General features: G+C 74.5%; 14 protein-coding genes. 9 read left to right on the top strand and 5 right to left on the bottom strand.

Features of this window, described 5'->3' with window-relative positions; genetic code table 11:
* Positions 1 to 334 precede the first annotated feature (334 nt).
* The 4 genes from ACWD4U_RS22400 (at position 335) to ACWD4U_RS22385 (ending at position 3,334) form a co-directional block, all read left to right on the top strand.
* Positions 335 to 1,456, top strand: coding sequence for a type III polyketide synthase (locus tag ACWD4U_RS22400; RefSeq protein WP_363455075.1), 1,122 nt, complete (start codon positions 335 to 337; stop codon positions 1,454 to 1,456).
* A gap of 7 nt (positions 1,457 to 1,463) precedes the next feature.
* Positions 1,464 to 1,988 (top strand): isoprenylcysteine carboxyl methyltransferase family protein, encoded by a 525-nt coding sequence (locus tag ACWD4U_RS22395; RefSeq protein WP_363455078.1) that lies wholly within the window; start codon positions 1,464 to 1,466, stop codon positions 1,986 to 1,988.
* Positions 1,985 to 3,013 carry an NAD(P)/FAD-dependent oxidoreductase gene (locus ACWD4U_RS22390; protein WP_363455080.1) on the top strand — a complete coding sequence of 343 codons (1,029 nt, stop codon included), beginning with the start codon at positions 1,985 to 1,987 and terminating at the stop codon, positions 3,011 to 3,013. Before ACWD4U_RS22395 ends, ACWD4U_RS22390 begins: the two co-directional genes overlap by 4 nt.
* A gap of 75 nt (positions 3,014 to 3,088) precedes the next feature.
* Positions 3,089 to 3,334 (top strand): hypothetical protein, encoded by a 246-nt coding sequence (locus ACWD4U_RS22385; protein ID WP_363455083.1) that lies wholly within the window; start codon positions 3,089 to 3,091, stop codon positions 3,332 to 3,334.
* 62 nt (positions 3,335 to 3,396) lie between these two features.
* On the opposite strand, the gene ACWD4U_RS22380 is transcribed toward ACWD4U_RS22385, so the two are convergent.
* Entirely contained in the window at positions 3,397 to 4,203 is an 807-nt protein-coding gene (locus ACWD4U_RS22380; RefSeq protein WP_363455085.1) for an ABC transporter permease, read from the bottom strand.
* Entirely contained in the window at positions 4,200 to 5,195 is a 996-nt protein-coding gene (locus tag ACWD4U_RS22375) for an ATP-binding cassette domain-containing protein (RefSeq protein WP_363455088.1), read from the bottom strand. The genes ACWD4U_RS22380 and ACWD4U_RS22375 overlap by 4 nt, the downstream gene beginning before the upstream one ends.
* Positions 5,196 to 5,381: 186 nt before the next feature.
* On the opposite strand from ACWD4U_RS22375, the gene ACWD4U_RS22370 reads away from it, so the two are divergent.
* From ACWD4U_RS22370 to ACWD4U_RS22355, 4 genes are all read left to right on the top strand, one after another.
* Entirely contained in the window at positions 5,382 to 6,374 is a 993-nt protein-coding gene (locus ACWD4U_RS22370) for a COG4315 family predicted lipoprotein (protein ID WP_363455091.1), read from the top strand.
* Between the two features lies 1 nt (position 6,375).
* On the top strand, positions 6,376 to 6,909 hold the full coding sequence (locus ACWD4U_RS22365; RefSeq protein ID WP_363455094.1) for a DUF6529 family protein: 534 nt from the start codon (positions 6,376 to 6,378) through the stop codon (positions 6,907 to 6,909).
* Between the two features lie 256 nt (positions 6,910 to 7,165).
* Positions 7,166 to 8,185 (top strand): phosphotransferase family protein, encoded by a 1,020-nt coding sequence (locus ACWD4U_RS22360; protein ID WP_449787271.1) that lies wholly within the window; start codon positions 7,166 to 7,168, stop codon positions 8,183 to 8,185.
* A gap of 1 nt (position 8,186) precedes the next feature.
* A complete protein-coding gene (locus ACWD4U_RS22355) occupies positions 8,187 to 9,398 on the top strand; it encodes an acyl-CoA dehydrogenase family protein (protein ID WP_363455099.1) in 1,212 nt (403 codons plus the stop codon).
* A gap of 99 nt (positions 9,399 to 9,497) precedes the next feature.
* On the opposite strand, the gene ACWD4U_RS22350 is transcribed toward ACWD4U_RS22355, so the two are convergent.
* The 3 genes from ACWD4U_RS22350 to ACWD4U_RS22340 are packed head-to-tail and all read right to left on the bottom strand — an operon-like array spanning position 9,498 to position 12,027.
* Positions 9,498 to 10,466 carry an NADPH:quinone oxidoreductase family protein gene (locus ACWD4U_RS22350; RefSeq protein ID WP_363455102.1) on the bottom strand — a complete coding sequence of 323 codons (969 nt, stop codon included), beginning with the start codon at positions 10,464 to 10,466 and terminating at the stop codon, positions 9,498 to 9,500.
* Positions 10,463 to 11,275 (bottom strand): SDR family oxidoreductase, encoded by an 813-nt coding sequence (locus tag ACWD4U_RS22345; RefSeq protein ID WP_363455104.1) that lies wholly within the window; start codon positions 11,273 to 11,275, stop codon positions 10,463 to 10,465. Before ACWD4U_RS22345 ends, ACWD4U_RS22350 begins: the two co-directional genes overlap by 4 nt.
* On the bottom strand, positions 11,272 to 12,027 hold the full coding sequence (locus ACWD4U_RS22340; protein ID WP_363455107.1) for an SDR family oxidoreductase: 756 nt from the start codon (positions 12,025 to 12,027) through the stop codon (positions 11,272 to 11,274). The genes ACWD4U_RS22345 and ACWD4U_RS22340 overlap by 4 nt, the downstream gene beginning before the upstream one ends.
* Before the next feature lie 144 nt (positions 12,028 to 12,171).
* Here ACWD4U_RS22340 and ACWD4U_RS22335 point away from each other — a divergent pair, with 144 nt between their 5' ends.
* Positions 12,172 to 12,789 carry a TetR/AcrR family transcriptional regulator gene (locus ACWD4U_RS22335; RefSeq protein WP_363455110.1) on the top strand — a complete coding sequence of 206 codons (618 nt, stop codon included), beginning with the start codon at positions 12,172 to 12,174 and terminating at the stop codon, positions 12,787 to 12,789.
* Positions 12,790 to 13,160 lie beyond the last annotated feature (371 nt).

Here is a 13,160-nt window from a genome sequence, read left to right as displayed (position 1 = left end):
GCCGACACCCCATCAGCCCGGCACCGCCACACCACGATGCGCTGCGCGACCGCGGGCCGCGGGCTGTGGGCTGGCAACCGTCGGCGTTGGCAGCCGGCCTCAAGCCTCCGGCTACCCGCTCCCGGCACCCGACGCCTTCGGCGGCCCGCTCCGCGCCTGCGACCATCAGCTTCTCGACACCCGGCCGCAGGCCATTGCCTCCGGGCCTTCCGCAGGTGACGTTCGGTGGCGAACCAACCTTGGGGCAGCTGGGTGACCTTCGGTTGCATGCCCGGGACGCGCCGATGGGTACCGAATTGCCTGCCGTCGACCGGTTCTTCCCTATCCTGGGCCGATGACGCGGATCGCGGCTGTCAGCGGGGTGCTCCCGCCGTACCGGTACGGGCAGCGGGAGTTGGCCGATGCGGTCGCGGCGCTGCGTCCCGACCCGGGTGCGGACCGGGCGCTGTTGGACCGCTTCTCGGCCGGGGCCGGGGTGGAATTCCGCTATCTGGCGCACCCGTTGGAGTCGTACCGGGAGTTCGACGGCTTCGGGCGGGCCAACGACGCGTACCTGTCCGCCGGGGTGGAGCTGGCCGAGTCGGCTGCCCGGATAGCGCTGGCCTCGGCGGGGATCGCCCCGGAGCAGGTGGACGTGGTGGTCTCCACCACCGTCACGGGGGTCGCCGCACCGTCGCTGGAGGCCCGGCTGGCCGGGCGGCTGGGGCTGCGCGAGGACGTGTCGCGGGTGCCGCTGTTCGGACTCGGTTGCGCGGGCGGCGCTGCGGGCCTGGGCCGGGTGCACGACCTGCTGGCCGGCCGTCCGGCCGGGGTGGCGCTGCTGCTGGCCACCGAACTCTGCTCGCTGACGCTGCAGCGCGGCGACGGCTCGACCGCCAACCTGCTGGCCACCGCCCTGTTCGGCGACGGCGCCGGCGCCCTGCTCGCGGTCGGCGACGCCTTCCCGCTGGCCACCCCGCCGACCACCCCGCCGCCCGGCTCGACCGGCTCGACCGTCCCCGCGCACGCCGCCCCCGTCGGCGGGCCGACCGTGGTGGCGTCCCGCAGCCGGCTCTACCCCGGGACGGAGCAGTTGCTCGGCTGGGAGGTCGGCGACCGCGGGTTCCGGATCCTGCTCGGTGCCGAACTCCCGGAGCTGGTAAGGCTGCACGTCGGCGAGGAGGTCTCCTCCTTCCTGGCCGAGCACGACCTGAAGCCGGCCGACGTGAGCGCCTGGATCTGCCACCCCGGCGGGCCCAAGGTGCTGGACGTGCTCGGCGAGGAACTCGGCCTGCCCGACAGCGCGTTGCTGCCGAGCCGCCGTTCACTGGCGCGCTGCGGCAACCTCTCGTCCGCCTCGGTGCTGCACATCCTGCGCGACATCGTCCGCTCGGCCCCACCCGCGCCGGGCAGCCACGGCCTGATGCTGGCGCTCGGCCCGGGCTTCGCCTCCGAACTCGTCCTGCTGCGCTGGTAGGTGCCGATTGCTGCCGTACATCCTGCTGGTCCTGCTGGTCGGCGTGGAGCGCCTGGCCGAGCTGGCCGTCGCCCGTCGCAACGCGGCCTGGAGCCTGGCCCGCGGCGGCGTCGAGTACGGGCGGGGGCACTACCCGCCGATGGTGGTGCTGCACACCGCGCTGCTGGCGGGCTGCCTGCTGGAGACCTGGTGGGCCGGCCGCCCGTTCCTGCCGGTCCTGGGCTGGCCGATGCTGGTGCTCACCGTCCTTGCGCAGGGCCTGCGTTGGTGGTGCATCCGGACCCTCGGGCCGCGATGGAACACCCGGGTGATCGTGGTTCCCGGCCTGCCGCTGGTCTCCGGCGGCCCGTACCGGTGGCTGCGGCACCCCAACTACCTGGCCGTGGTGGTGGAGGGCTTCGCGCTGCCGCTGGTGCACACCGCCTGGGTCACCGCGCTCGCCTTCACGCTGCTGAACGCAGCCCTGCTGGTCACCCGACTGCGCTGCGAGGAACGGGCGTTGACGCTCTGTCAGGTCGCGGCGGCGGCGTGATCGACCTGCTGGTGATCGGCGGCGGACCGGCCGGACTGGCCACCGCCATCCACGCCGCTCGGGCCGGGCTGGAGACGGTGGTCGCCGAGCCCCGGCCCACCCCGGTCGACAAGGCCTGCGGCGAGGGCCTGATGCCGGGCGCCGTACGGGCGCTGCAGCGGCTCGGCGTCGACCCCGACGGCCGTCCGTTCCACGGCATCCGCTACCTGGAGGCCGCCGGCCCGCGCACCGCCGAGGCCCGCTTCCGCACCGGCCACGGCCTGGGCGTCCGGCGCACCGCCCTGCACGCGGCGCTCGCGGCCCGCGCCGAGGAGCTGGGCGTCCGACGGCTGCCGCACCGGGTGGACGACCTGCGGGTCACCGAACGGGCCGTGACGGCGGGCGGGTGGACGGCCCGGTACGCGGTGGCCGCGGACGGGCTGCACTCCCCCGTCCGGCGGGCGCTCGGGCTGCACCGCCCCGCCGACGGCGACCGCCCGGCCCGGTACGGGCAGCGGCGACACTACCCGGTGCGGCCGTGGACCGACCTGGTCGAGGTGTACTGGTCGGCCCGGGCGGAGGCGTACGTGACGCCGGTGGGCGAGGAGTCGGTCGGGGTGGCGGTGCTGAGCAGCGAGCGGCTGCCGTTCGACCGGCAGCTGTCCCGCTTCCCCGCCCTGCTGGAGCGGCTCGGCGCAGCGGTGGGCGGGCCGGTGCGGGGTGCGGGTCCGCTGCGGCAGACGGCCGGCGCGCGGGTCAGCGGGCGGGTGCTGCTGGTCGGCGACGCGGCGGGCTACCTGGACGCACTGACCGGCGAGGGCATCGCCGTGGCCCTCGCCTCCGCGGAGGCCGCCGTCCGGTGCCTGGCCGCCGACCGCCCCGCCGCCTACGAACACGCCTGGCGCCGCGCGTCCCGCGACTACCGCCTGCTCACCAGCGCCCTGCTCGCCGCCCGGCACCGCCCCTGGCTGGTGCCGCACCTGGTCCCGCTCGCCGCCGCCCTGCCCCCGGTCTTCCGCACCGCCGTCGGCCTGCTGGCCCGCTGAGCCGTCCCACCGGCCCCCTCATGGCCGCTGACCTGCACCGATGCCGCTAGCTGCGACGCGCGGGACACTGGAGGTATGAGCGAGTCCGGAGACATCTTCCATCCGCCGGTCGTGGTCCGTCCGCCGACCCACGGGACGCGGCCGTACCGCCGGGTGGAGATCTACGGTCGGACGGTGGGGCGGGCGACCGCGCCGGAGGACGTCGCGGAGTTCATTCGCCGCGCCGGCGTGGCCGAACCCGACCTGGACGATCCGGACCTGGTCGCCTGGCGCGGCGGCGACCGCACGGTGTGGACGCCCACCGAGGAAGCCGCCTCGTAGGCGCGCGCCGCCGCGCGACGCCCGCTCGGCCGAATACCCACTCGTACCGGCACCCGCCGTGCTCACACCGCGCGGCGGTACAGCCACACGCCGAGCGGGGCGAACGCGGCGACGATGCCCGCGTCCCAGGCCAGTGCCTGCCAGACCTGGCTGCCGACCGGTCCGCCGATCATCAGGGCGCGGACCGCGCCGGCGGTGATGGTGACCGGCTGGTGCTCGGCGAACACCTGCAGCCACCCGGGCATGGTGGCGACGGGCACGAAGGCCGAGGAGGCGAAGACCAGCGGGGCCAGGACCGGGAAGGCCGCGGCGGTGGCGGTCTCCGGGTCGCCGACGGCCAGCCCGACCACCGCGAACACCCAGGACATCGCGAAGCCGAAGGCCAGCACCAGCAGCGCACCGCCGAGGTAGCCCCACACCCCGGTGTGCACCCGGAAGCCGACCAGGAAGCCGACGCCGGTGATCAGCAGGACCACGAAGACGTTCCGCACCAGGTCTGCGGTGGACCGTCCGGAGAGCACCGCGGAGCGGGCCATCGGCAGCGACCGGAAGCGCTCCATCAGCCCGGTCTGCAGGTCGGTGGCCAGTCCGATCGCGGTGTTCACCGCGCCGAAGGTGACCACCTGCACGAAGACGCCGGGCATCAGGTAGTCCACGTACGACACGCCGTGCAGCGCGGCGCCGACCACCCCGCCGAAGACGTAGCGGAACATCAGCACGAAGACGATCGGCTGCACGGTGGAGAAGATCAGCAGCCGGGGTACCCGGCGCAGCGCGATCAGGTTGCGCCAGCTGACCGCGAGGCCGTCCCGGACGGGGGCGAGCAGGCGGGCGGAGAGCGGCTGTTCGAGGGTGACGGTGGCGGTCACGGTCGACCTCCGGTGCGGTGGCCGGTGAGGGCGAGGTAGACGTCGTCCAGGCTGGACTCGCGGACGGCGATGGTGTGCGGGGTGAGCCGCTCGGACTCCAGGGCGTGCAGCACGTCCATCAGCAGCAGCGAGCCGTCGGGGCTGGTCAGGCGGAGCGTCGCGCCGTCCTGTTCGGCGGTGCGGCGCAGCCGGTCGGCCAGCAGGCCGGCGGCCCGGGTGGCGCGCAGGTCCTCGCCCATGCCGAGTTCGAGGACGGTGGTGCCGAGGCGTTCCTTGAGGGCGCGCGGGGTGTCGTCGGCGACCACCCGGCCCTCGGCGAGGACGGCGATCCGCTGGGCCAGCCGGTCGGCCTCCTCCAGGTACTGGGTGGTGAGCAGCACGGTCGTGCCCTCGCCGACCAGTTCGCGGATCAGCTCCCACAGCGCGGTGCGGCTCTGCGGGTCGAGGCCGGTGGTCGGCTCGTCGAGGAAGAGCACCGGCGGCCCGGGCACCAGGGCGGCGGCGACGTCGAGCCGGCGGCGCATCCCGCCGGAGAAGGTGCGTACGGGACGGTCGGCGGCGCCGGTCAGGTCGAAGCGTTCCAGCAGCTCCGCGGCGCGCGGGGCGAGCCGGGAGCGGGGCTGCTGGGTGAGCCGGCCGATCAGGCGGAGGTTCTCACGGGCCGTCAGGTTGGGGTCGACGGCGGCGTACTGGCCGGCCAGGCCGATCAGTCGGCGTACCGCGCCGGGGTGGGCGACCACGTCGACCCCGAGCACCGAGGCCCGGCCGGCGGTGGGCCGGATGATGGTGGTGAGGATCCGGATCGCGGTCGTCTTGCCCGCCCCGTTCGGGCCGAGCAGGCCGAAGACGGTGCCGGGCGGGACGGCGAAGTCCACGCCGTCCAGCGCGCGGAGCCCGCCGAAGTCCTTGCCGAGTCCGTTGACCTCGATCGCCGGGCGGTCGTTCGCCGGCGGACGGTACGCGGGCGGGTGGTTCTGCTGGTGGGAAGTCATCGGCGCCCCCTCGGGCCAGGTCGTTCCCCTCCAGTGTCGCCCGCGGGCCCGGACGGTGGGCCGTCCAGGGCAACGGCGTACTCCGTGGCGCGGAGCGAGTGCGCTCTGGAGTGGCCGGGCGGCGGACGGCGGGAGTGGATGGTGTCTGCCAGCCCACCGCCGTGACGTCCGTTCCCAGGAGCCGTGATGCCCCGAGCCCGCCGTGTGACCGCCGCCGCCGTGCTGTCCCTCGCCGCCCTGTCGGCGGCGGGCTGCGCGGCCGGTCCCGGGCCGAGTGCCCCGCCCGCCGCCGGCTCCACGCCGCCCGCCCCGGCGGCGTCCGCGGCCGCGCAGCCCGCGGGCGCGGCGAGCAGCGCCCCGTCGGCCGCCTCCGCGTTCGCCACCTCGGTCGGCGTGCAGATCTCGCTGGCCAGCGTGGGCCGGCTCGGCCCGATCCTGGTGGACGCCACGGGCCGCACCCTGTACCTGTTCGGCGCCGACACCACGGTGCACGCCGGCTGCCTGGGCGACTGCGCCCGGTCCTGGCCGCCGGTCACCACGCCCGGGTTCCCGGTGGCCGGTCCCGGCATCGACGACGGCCTGCTCGGCGCCGCCGCCCTCCCGGACGGCACCGCCCAGGTGCTCTACAAGGGCCACCCGCTGTACCGCTACACGGGCGACCACGGACCCGGCGAGACCACCGGCCACGAGAAGGCCGACTTCACGGGCACCTTCTACGCCGTCACCGCCCTCGGCGACCCGGTCGGCGTCGACATGGCCGCCCTGCGCGCCGCCGGGGCCTCGGCGAGCCCGAACGCGAGCACCAGCGCGAGCCCCGCGCCCGCAGCCGGCGCGTCGCCGAGCGGTGCCCCGGCCAGCCCGTCGGCGGGAGCGGGCGCGGGCGCCGGGGCGGGCAACCCGGTGGTGGCCGGCGGCGCGGCGAGCCCGGCAGCCGGGGGCGGTACGAGCGGCGGAAGCAGTGGCAGCGGCAGTGGCGACGGCAGCGCCGGGAACTCCGGTGGCGCGGGCGCTGCCGGTGGCACCGGCGGCGCTCCTGCGGCGAACGCGGGTGGCTCGAATGGCGGAGGCTCCGGGTCGGGTACCGGCGGCTCCGGTACGGGCGACACCGGTACCGCCGACACCGGCGGCGCGGACACCGGCACCGGCGCGTCCGGTGACGACGGGTCGCAGGAGGGCTGAGGTGGCACGGCTGCGCGCGGTGTCCGTACTGGCGTTGCTCGCCCCGGTGGCGATCGCGCTCGGTCTGCTGTGGTTCGGTCGGGTGCACGTGCCGGACCCGGCCCGGGGCCTGTTCGGCGAGACCGGCCCGGACGCCTATCGTCTGAAGTCCCAACTGGGCTGCGCGCTCTTCGGGTTGGCGCTGATCCAGGTGCTGCTGGCGCTGTGGATGTACCACGGCCGCCGGGCGGTGGCGCGGGTGCGGACCGCCCACCGGGTGGGCGGCGGGCTGGCGTTCCTGGTGTCGCTGCCGATCGCCCAGCACTGTCTGCTGGCGTACGGCGTGCAGTTCACCGATTTCCGGGTGGGGCTGCATTCCTTGGCGGGCTGCTTCCTGTACGGCGCGTTCGCCGCCAAGGTCCTGCTGGTCCGCCACGGCGGGCTGCCGCGCTGGGTCCTTCCGGTCGCGGGCGGCGCGCTGTTCTGCGCGATCGGCGTGCTCTGGTACACGGGGGCGCTCTGGTTCCTGAACGGCTACTCGGCCCCCGGACTCTGACCCCGCCGCCCGGGCGCCCGCCGCGCGCCCGGCCCCTGCTGACGGCGCCGCCCGCCCGGGACTCGTTCCCCGAGCGGGCGGCGCCGTCGTCGGGCGTCGGTGCGGCTGCTCGTTCAGTGCGGCTACTCGTTCAGTGCGGCTACTCGTCCGGTGCGGCTACTCGTCCGGTGCGGCTGCTCGTTGACAACGGCGGTCGCGCGGATGATCCTAAGCAAGCGCTTAGTCACCCCCACAGATCCCCTGCGAGGTGTCCCCGATGACCACCGCTCCGCCCGGCCTCGACCTCGAACGGCTGCGTGCCCACCTGGACGAGGCCCTGCCCACGCCGACCGCCGGACCGCTGCGGGCCCGGCTGTTCGAGGGCGGCCGGTCGAACCTCACGTACCTGCTGGACGACGGGGTGTCGCGCTGGGTGCTGCGCCGCCCGCCGCTCGGGCACGTCCTGGCGACGGCGCACGACATGGCGCGTGAGCACCGGGTGCTGTCGGCGCTCGCGCCCACCGCGGTGCCGGTGCCGCGGCCGGTGCTGCTGGTCGAGGACGCGTCGGTGGTCGGCGCGCCGTTCTACCTGATGGAGTACGTCGAGGGGACGGCCCACCGGGACGCGAAGACGCTGGCGGCCCTCGGCGAGTCGCGGGTGCACGCGCTGGGCCTGCGCCTCACCGACACCCTGGTGGCGCTGCACGCCCTGGACCCGGACGCGGTCGGGCTGGCCGGGTTCGGCCGCCCCGAGGGTTTCCTGGAGCGCCAACTGCGGCGCTGGGGCAAGCAGTTGGACGCCTCGCGGAGCCGCGAGGTGGCGGGCGTGGACGAGTTGCACGAGCGGCTGGCGCGCACCCTGCCGGACTCCCCCGCCCCGGCGCTGGTTCACGGCGACTACCGGCTGGACAACGTGCTGGTCGGCCCGGCCGACGAGATCACCGCGGTGCTCGACTGGGAGATGTCCACCGTCGGCGACCCGCTGACCGACCTCGGGCTGCTGGTGATGTACACCGAGCTGGCCCGCCGCTTCGACGGCGTGCTGCCGGGCGCGGCGCTGGCACCCGGGTTCCCGTCCACCGCCGAACTGGTCGGCCACTACGCCGCGGCCTCGGGGCGGGACGTCTCGGGGCTGGGCTGGTACGTGGGCTTCGCCTCGTTCAAGCTCGCGGTGGTGCTGGAGGGCATCCACTTCCGGTACACCCAGGGCGGCACGGTGGGCGCCGGGTTCGACCGGGTCGGTGAACTGGTGCCCGCTTTCGTGGAGTTCGGACTCGACGCGGTCAAGGAGAGCTGACATGGATTTCGCCTACGACGCCCGGACGGTCGAGCTGCTCGGCGAACTCGGTTCCTTCATGGACGAGTTCGTCTATCCGGCGGAGCCGGTGCTGGCCGAGCAGTTGGCCGATCCGAAGCGCGAGCCGTGGTCGATCCCGCCGGTGGTCGGCGAGTTGCGGGCCGCGGCGAAGGCCCGCGGCCTGTGGAACCTGTTCCTGCCGGGCGGGCTGGGGGCCGGGCTGACCAATCTGCAGTACGCGCCGCTGGCCGAACTCACCGGCCGCTCCATCCTGTTGGCGCCCGCCGCGGTGAACTGCGCGGCGCCGGACACCGGGAACATGGAGCTGCTGGCCCAGTTCGGCTCGGCGGAGCAGCGCGAGCGCTGGCTGGCGCCGCTGCTGGCCGGGGAGATCCGGTCCGCGTTCGCGATGACCGAGCCTGAGGTGGCCTCCTCGGACGCCACCAACATCACCACCCGGATCGAGCGGGACGGCGACGAGTACGTGGTCAACGGCCGCAAGTGGTACATCACCGGCGCGATGAACCCGGACTGCCGGGTCTTCATCGTGATGGGGAAGACCGATCCGCAGGCCCCCGTCCACCAGCAGCAGTCGATGATCCTGGTGCCCCGGGACACCCCGGGCGTCCGGGTGCTGCGCGGGATGCGGGTGTTCGGCTACGACGACGCGGACCACGGCGGGCACGCGGAGATCCTGTTCGAGGACGTGCGGGTGCCGGCGGCCAACCTGATCGGCGCGGAGGGGTCCGGATTCGCCATCGCCCAGGCCCGGTTGGGGCCGGGCCGGATCCACCACTGCATGCGGGCGATCGGAATCGCCGAGCGGGCCCTGGAGTTGACCTGTCGCCGGGTCAACTCGCGGATCGCGTTCGGCCGTCCGCTGGCCGACCAGGGCGTGGTGCAGGACTGGATCGCCGAGGCGCGGGTGCGGATCGAGCAGGCCCGGCTGCTGGTGCTGAAGACCGCCTGGCTGATGGACACCGTCGGCAACCGCGGCGCGCACACCGAGATCCAGGCCATCAAGATCGCGGTGCCGTCCACCGTGGAGTGGATCCTCGACAAGGCGGTCCAGGCGCACGGCGCGGCCGGCGTCAGCCAGGACACCGTGCTGGCCCAACTCTGGGCCGGGAACCGGACCCTGCGGCTGGCCGACGGGCCGGACGAGGTGCACAAGCGCTCGCTGGCCCGCCGGGAGCTCAAGCAGTACCGGTGACCGGTGCCGGCCGTACGCGCGCTCATGCGTACGGCCCTCGCCGCGCGAGACGTAGCCGGGGGCGGCCCGTTCGGGCCGCCCCCGGTTGCGTGTTCGGTGCTACGGCAGGATCGCGATCCGGCCGGTGGTGGAGCCGCCGGCGACCCGGTGCACGGCGTCGGCGGCCGCGTCGAGCGGGAGCCGCTCGGAGATCAGCGGGCGGACGACGCCCTTGGCGGCGAGGTCGGTCAGCTCCCGGTGGCAGGCGACCACGGCCGCCGGGTCCTGGACGTTGTACAGGTTCCAGTGCAGGCCGAGGACCGAGTAGTTCTTCACCAGGGCGTGGCCCAGCGGCGGCGCGGGGATCTCGCCGGACGCGAAGCCGACCACCACGATCCGCCCCTCGAAGGCGATGCACTTGGTGGAGCCGGTGTAGGCGGAGCCGCCGACCGGGTCGTAGACCACGTCCGCGCCGCGCCCGCCGGTGGCGTCCTTGACCGCGGCGACGAAGTCCTCGACCTTCCGGTCGATCACCACGTCGGCGCCCAACTGCCGTGCCACCTCGGCCTTCGCGGCCCCGCCGACGACGGCGATCACCGTCGCCCCGGCGGCCTTGCCGAGTTGCACGGCGGCGCTGCCGACGCCACCGGCCGCGGCGTGCACCAGCAGGGTCTCGCCGGGGGCGATCCGGGCCCGCCGGTGCAGCGCGAACCAGGCGGTCTGGTAGGCGATCAGCAGCGTGGCGGCCTCGGCGTCGTCCAGGCTGTCGGGGGCGGGCAGCGCGGCGGCGGCGTCCACCAGCGCGTACTCGGCGAAGGCGCCGGCGGGCAGCACCGCGGTGCCGATCACCCGCTCCCCCGCGCGCGGACCGTCGACCACCTCGCCGCAGAGCTCCAGGCCGGGGGTGAACGGCAGCGGCGGGCGGACCTGGTAGAGGCCCGCCGCCATCAGCGCGTCGGGGAAGTTGACCGCGGCGGCGCGGACCTTCACCAGCAGTTGTCCCTCGCCGGGGACGGGCTGCTCAAGGTTCTGACGGAGCGTCATGGCGTCGAGTGGACGGCCGAGTTCGGCGACCTGCCAGGCAATCATCGGGTCTCCTGTCGTGCCTCGATCTGCTGCTGGAGCCGGTTCATCCCGTGCAGCCAGCGGTCCGGGGTGGTGGCGCGGGCCGCATAGTACTCGGCGACCTCGGGGTGCGGCAGGATCAGGAACTCCCCTGCGGCGACGGCGCGCAGCGCGGCGTCCGCGACCTGCGCGGCCTCGATGGCGGCCGGGGCGAGCAGCAGTCGCCCGTACTCGCCGGTGCCCTCCAGCATCCGGGTGCGCACGCCCTGCGGGCAGAGCGCGTGCACCTGGACGCCGCGGTGCCGGTAGGTGGCGGACAGCCATTCGGCGAAGGCCAGGGCGCCGTGCTTGGTGACGGCGTACGGGGCGGAGCCGAGCATGGTGAGCAGGCCGGCCGCGGAGACGGTGGCCAGGAAGCGGCCCTCGCCGCGCTCCAGCCAGTCGGGGAGCAGCAGTTCGGCGGCCCGGACGTGGCCGAGCACATTGACCTGCCAGGCCTGGTCCCAGGCCGCGGGGCCGGCGTCGGCTCCGCCGGTGGTGGCCACGCCGGCGTTGGCGCAGTACAGGTCGATCGCGCCGAGCGCGGTGCGGGCGGTGTCGATCAGGGCGGCGACGCCCTCGGCGCTCGCGGCGTCGCCGGGGGCGGCGGTGCCGCCGATCTCGGCGGCGACCCGGCGGGCGGCGTCGGCGTCCACGTCGTTGACCACCACCCGGGCGCCGGCCTCGGCCAGCGCCCGGGCGAGCGCCTCGCCGATGCCCGCGCCGGCTCCGGTGACCACCACGCCCTTGCCGGCGAACAGTGCGGCCGGATCGGTGAGTCGACGGTCGGTCACAGCCCGCCGCCGAGGGTGACGCCGCCGTCCACCACCAGGGTCTGGCCGGTCATCCAGCCGGCGTCCGCGGAGAGCAGGAAGGCGACCGCGCCGGCCACGTCCTCGGGTAGGCCGAGCCGGCCCAGCGGGTAGGCGCGGATCACCTTCTCCTCGCGGCCCTCGTAGAGCGCCTCGGCGAACCGGGTCTTGACCACGCCGGGGGCGACCGCGTTGACCCGGATGTCGGGGCCGAGCTCGGCGGCGAGCTCCATGGTGAGGCGGATCAGCGCGGCCTTGGAGACGCCGTACATGCCGATGCCCGCGGAGGAGCGGATGCCCGCGATGGAGGCGACGTTGACCACGGCGCCGCCGTTCTCGCCCATCCAGGCGGCGTGCGCGCGGCGGGTCCAGGCCAGCGGGGCGAGCACGTTGACGGCGAGGATCTTGGCGGCGGCGAGCGGGTCGGTCTCCAGCACCGGGCCGTAGACCGGGTTGATGCCGGTGTTGTTGACCAGCAGGTCGAGCCGGCCGAAGGCCTCCAGGGTGCGGGCGACCGCGTCCTCCTGGTGCGCGGGGTCGTCGGACTTCCCGGCGACGGCGATGGCGTGGTCGGGCCCGCCGAGTTCGCGCACCGCCTCGTCCAGGGTCTCCTGTGTGCGGGCGGTGATGCAGACCTTGGCTCCGCGCTGGACCAGTTCGCGCGCGATGCCGAGCCCGATGCCGCGGCTCGCTCCGGTGACCACGGCCACCTGGCCCTTGAACGACAGTGTCATCGCCGTACCTCTCGGGGTGTTTCGCTGGATGAGCTCACGGGGGATGCTCGCATGACTAAGCGCTTGCTTAGCATCTTGGCGACGGGCGACACTGTCAACCGTCCGCCCCCGGCGCCGCCCGAGCCATCTGCGAGGATTGCCACCATGACCGACCCAGCGACCGCCGCACTCTGGCCCGGGGAGCGCACCGAGGCCGCCCGGCGACTGCTGCTGGCCGCCGTGGACTCCTTCGCCCGCCGCGGCTACCACGCCACCACCACCCGCGACATCGCCACCGCGGCCGGGATGAGCCCCGCCGCGCTGTACATCCACTACCCGTCGAAGGCCGCGCTGCTCGCCGAGATCTCCCGCACCGGCCACCAGGCCACCCTGGACCTGGTCGAGCGGGCGGAGGCCTCCACCACCGACCCGGTGGAGCAGATGCGCACCCTGGTGGAGTCCTTCACCACCTGGCACGCCCGCGGCCACACGGTCGGACGGATCGTCAACCTCGAACTGCACGCACTGCCCGAGGAGGACTTCGCGGCCGTCGCCGAACTGCGGATCCGGATCGAGGAGACGGTGCAGCGGATCATCGCCCGCGGGGTGGCGGAAAGCCTTTTCCAGGTGCCCGACCAGCGCATCGCCGCCCGCGCGGTGACCTCGCTCGGCATCGACGTCTCCCGCTGGTACACCGAGCGCAGCAGCGAGTCCCCGGAGGATCTCGGCCGCCACTACGGGCAACTGGTGCTGCGCATGCTGGGCGCCCCGGTCACCGACTGACAGTGATGATGTTCCTGGTGATGTTGCCAGCGAGTCTGACCCATCGACTGACTGACGCCTCGGCTGTCCTGTTTGCGATTTGTCGGCTCGTTGGCGACGTCATCATGCACGCGGCCGGACGGGCGTTTGTGACTTCATAGGAGCCTGGCCAGAGGCCCCGTCACTGTCTTGTCCACCCGTCCGACCGGCGCGTGCCGCCCTCGGCTCGGACAAGCGACTAGGACGGACATGACCAGCATGACGCACGACGGTTCGGGGATCACCGGCGGAGTCGACACTCACGGCCTGACCCACCATGCGGCGGTCATCGACCTTCTTGGCCGGCATCTCGCCGATCGGGAGTTCCCGGCCACCGTCAGCGGCTACCGGGA

Source organism: Kitasatospora sp. NPDC002522, from assembly GCF_053595195.1.
This window is presented reverse-complemented; position numbering and strand designations above follow the sequence as displayed.

What these genes read in the sequence shown, in the direction of transcription:
- ACWD4U_RS22385 (WP_363455083.1), top strand. Translation starts at nt 3,089, where the DNA reads ATGAGCGAGTCCGGAGACATCTTCCATCCGCCGGTCGTGGTCCGTCCG.
- ACWD4U_RS22400 (WP_363455075.1), top strand. Translation starts at nt 335, where the DNA reads ATGACGCGGATCGCGGCTGTCAGCGGGGTGCTCCCGCCGTACCGGTAC.
- ACWD4U_RS22355 (WP_363455099.1), top strand. Translation starts at nt 8,187, where the DNA reads ATGGATTTCGCCTACGACGCCCGGACGGTCGAGCTGCTCGGCGAACTC.
- ACWD4U_RS22350 (WP_363455102.1), bottom strand. Translation starts at nt 10,466, where the DNA reads ATGATTGCCTGGCAGGTCGCCGAACTCGGCCGTCCACTCGACGCCATG.
- ACWD4U_RS22340 (WP_363455107.1), bottom strand. Translation starts at nt 12,027, where the DNA reads ATGACACTGTCGTTCAAGGGCCAGGTGGCCGTGGTCACCGGAGCGAGC.
- ACWD4U_RS22375 (WP_363455088.1), bottom strand. Translation starts at nt 5,195, where the DNA reads ATGACTTCCCACCAGCAGAACCACCCGCCCGCGTACCGTCCGCCGGCG.
- ACWD4U_RS22360 (WP_449787271.1), top strand. Translation starts at nt 7,166, where the DNA reads ATGACCACCGCTCCGCCCGGCCTCGACCTCGAACGGCTGCGTGCCCAC.
- ACWD4U_RS22335 (WP_363455110.1), top strand. Translation starts at nt 12,172, where the DNA reads ATGACCGACCCAGCGACCGCCGCACTCTGGCCCGGGGAGCGCACCGAG.
- ACWD4U_RS22370 (WP_363455091.1), top strand. Translation starts at nt 5,382, where the DNA reads ATGCCCCGAGCCCGCCGTGTGACCGCCGCCGCCGTGCTGTCCCTCGCC.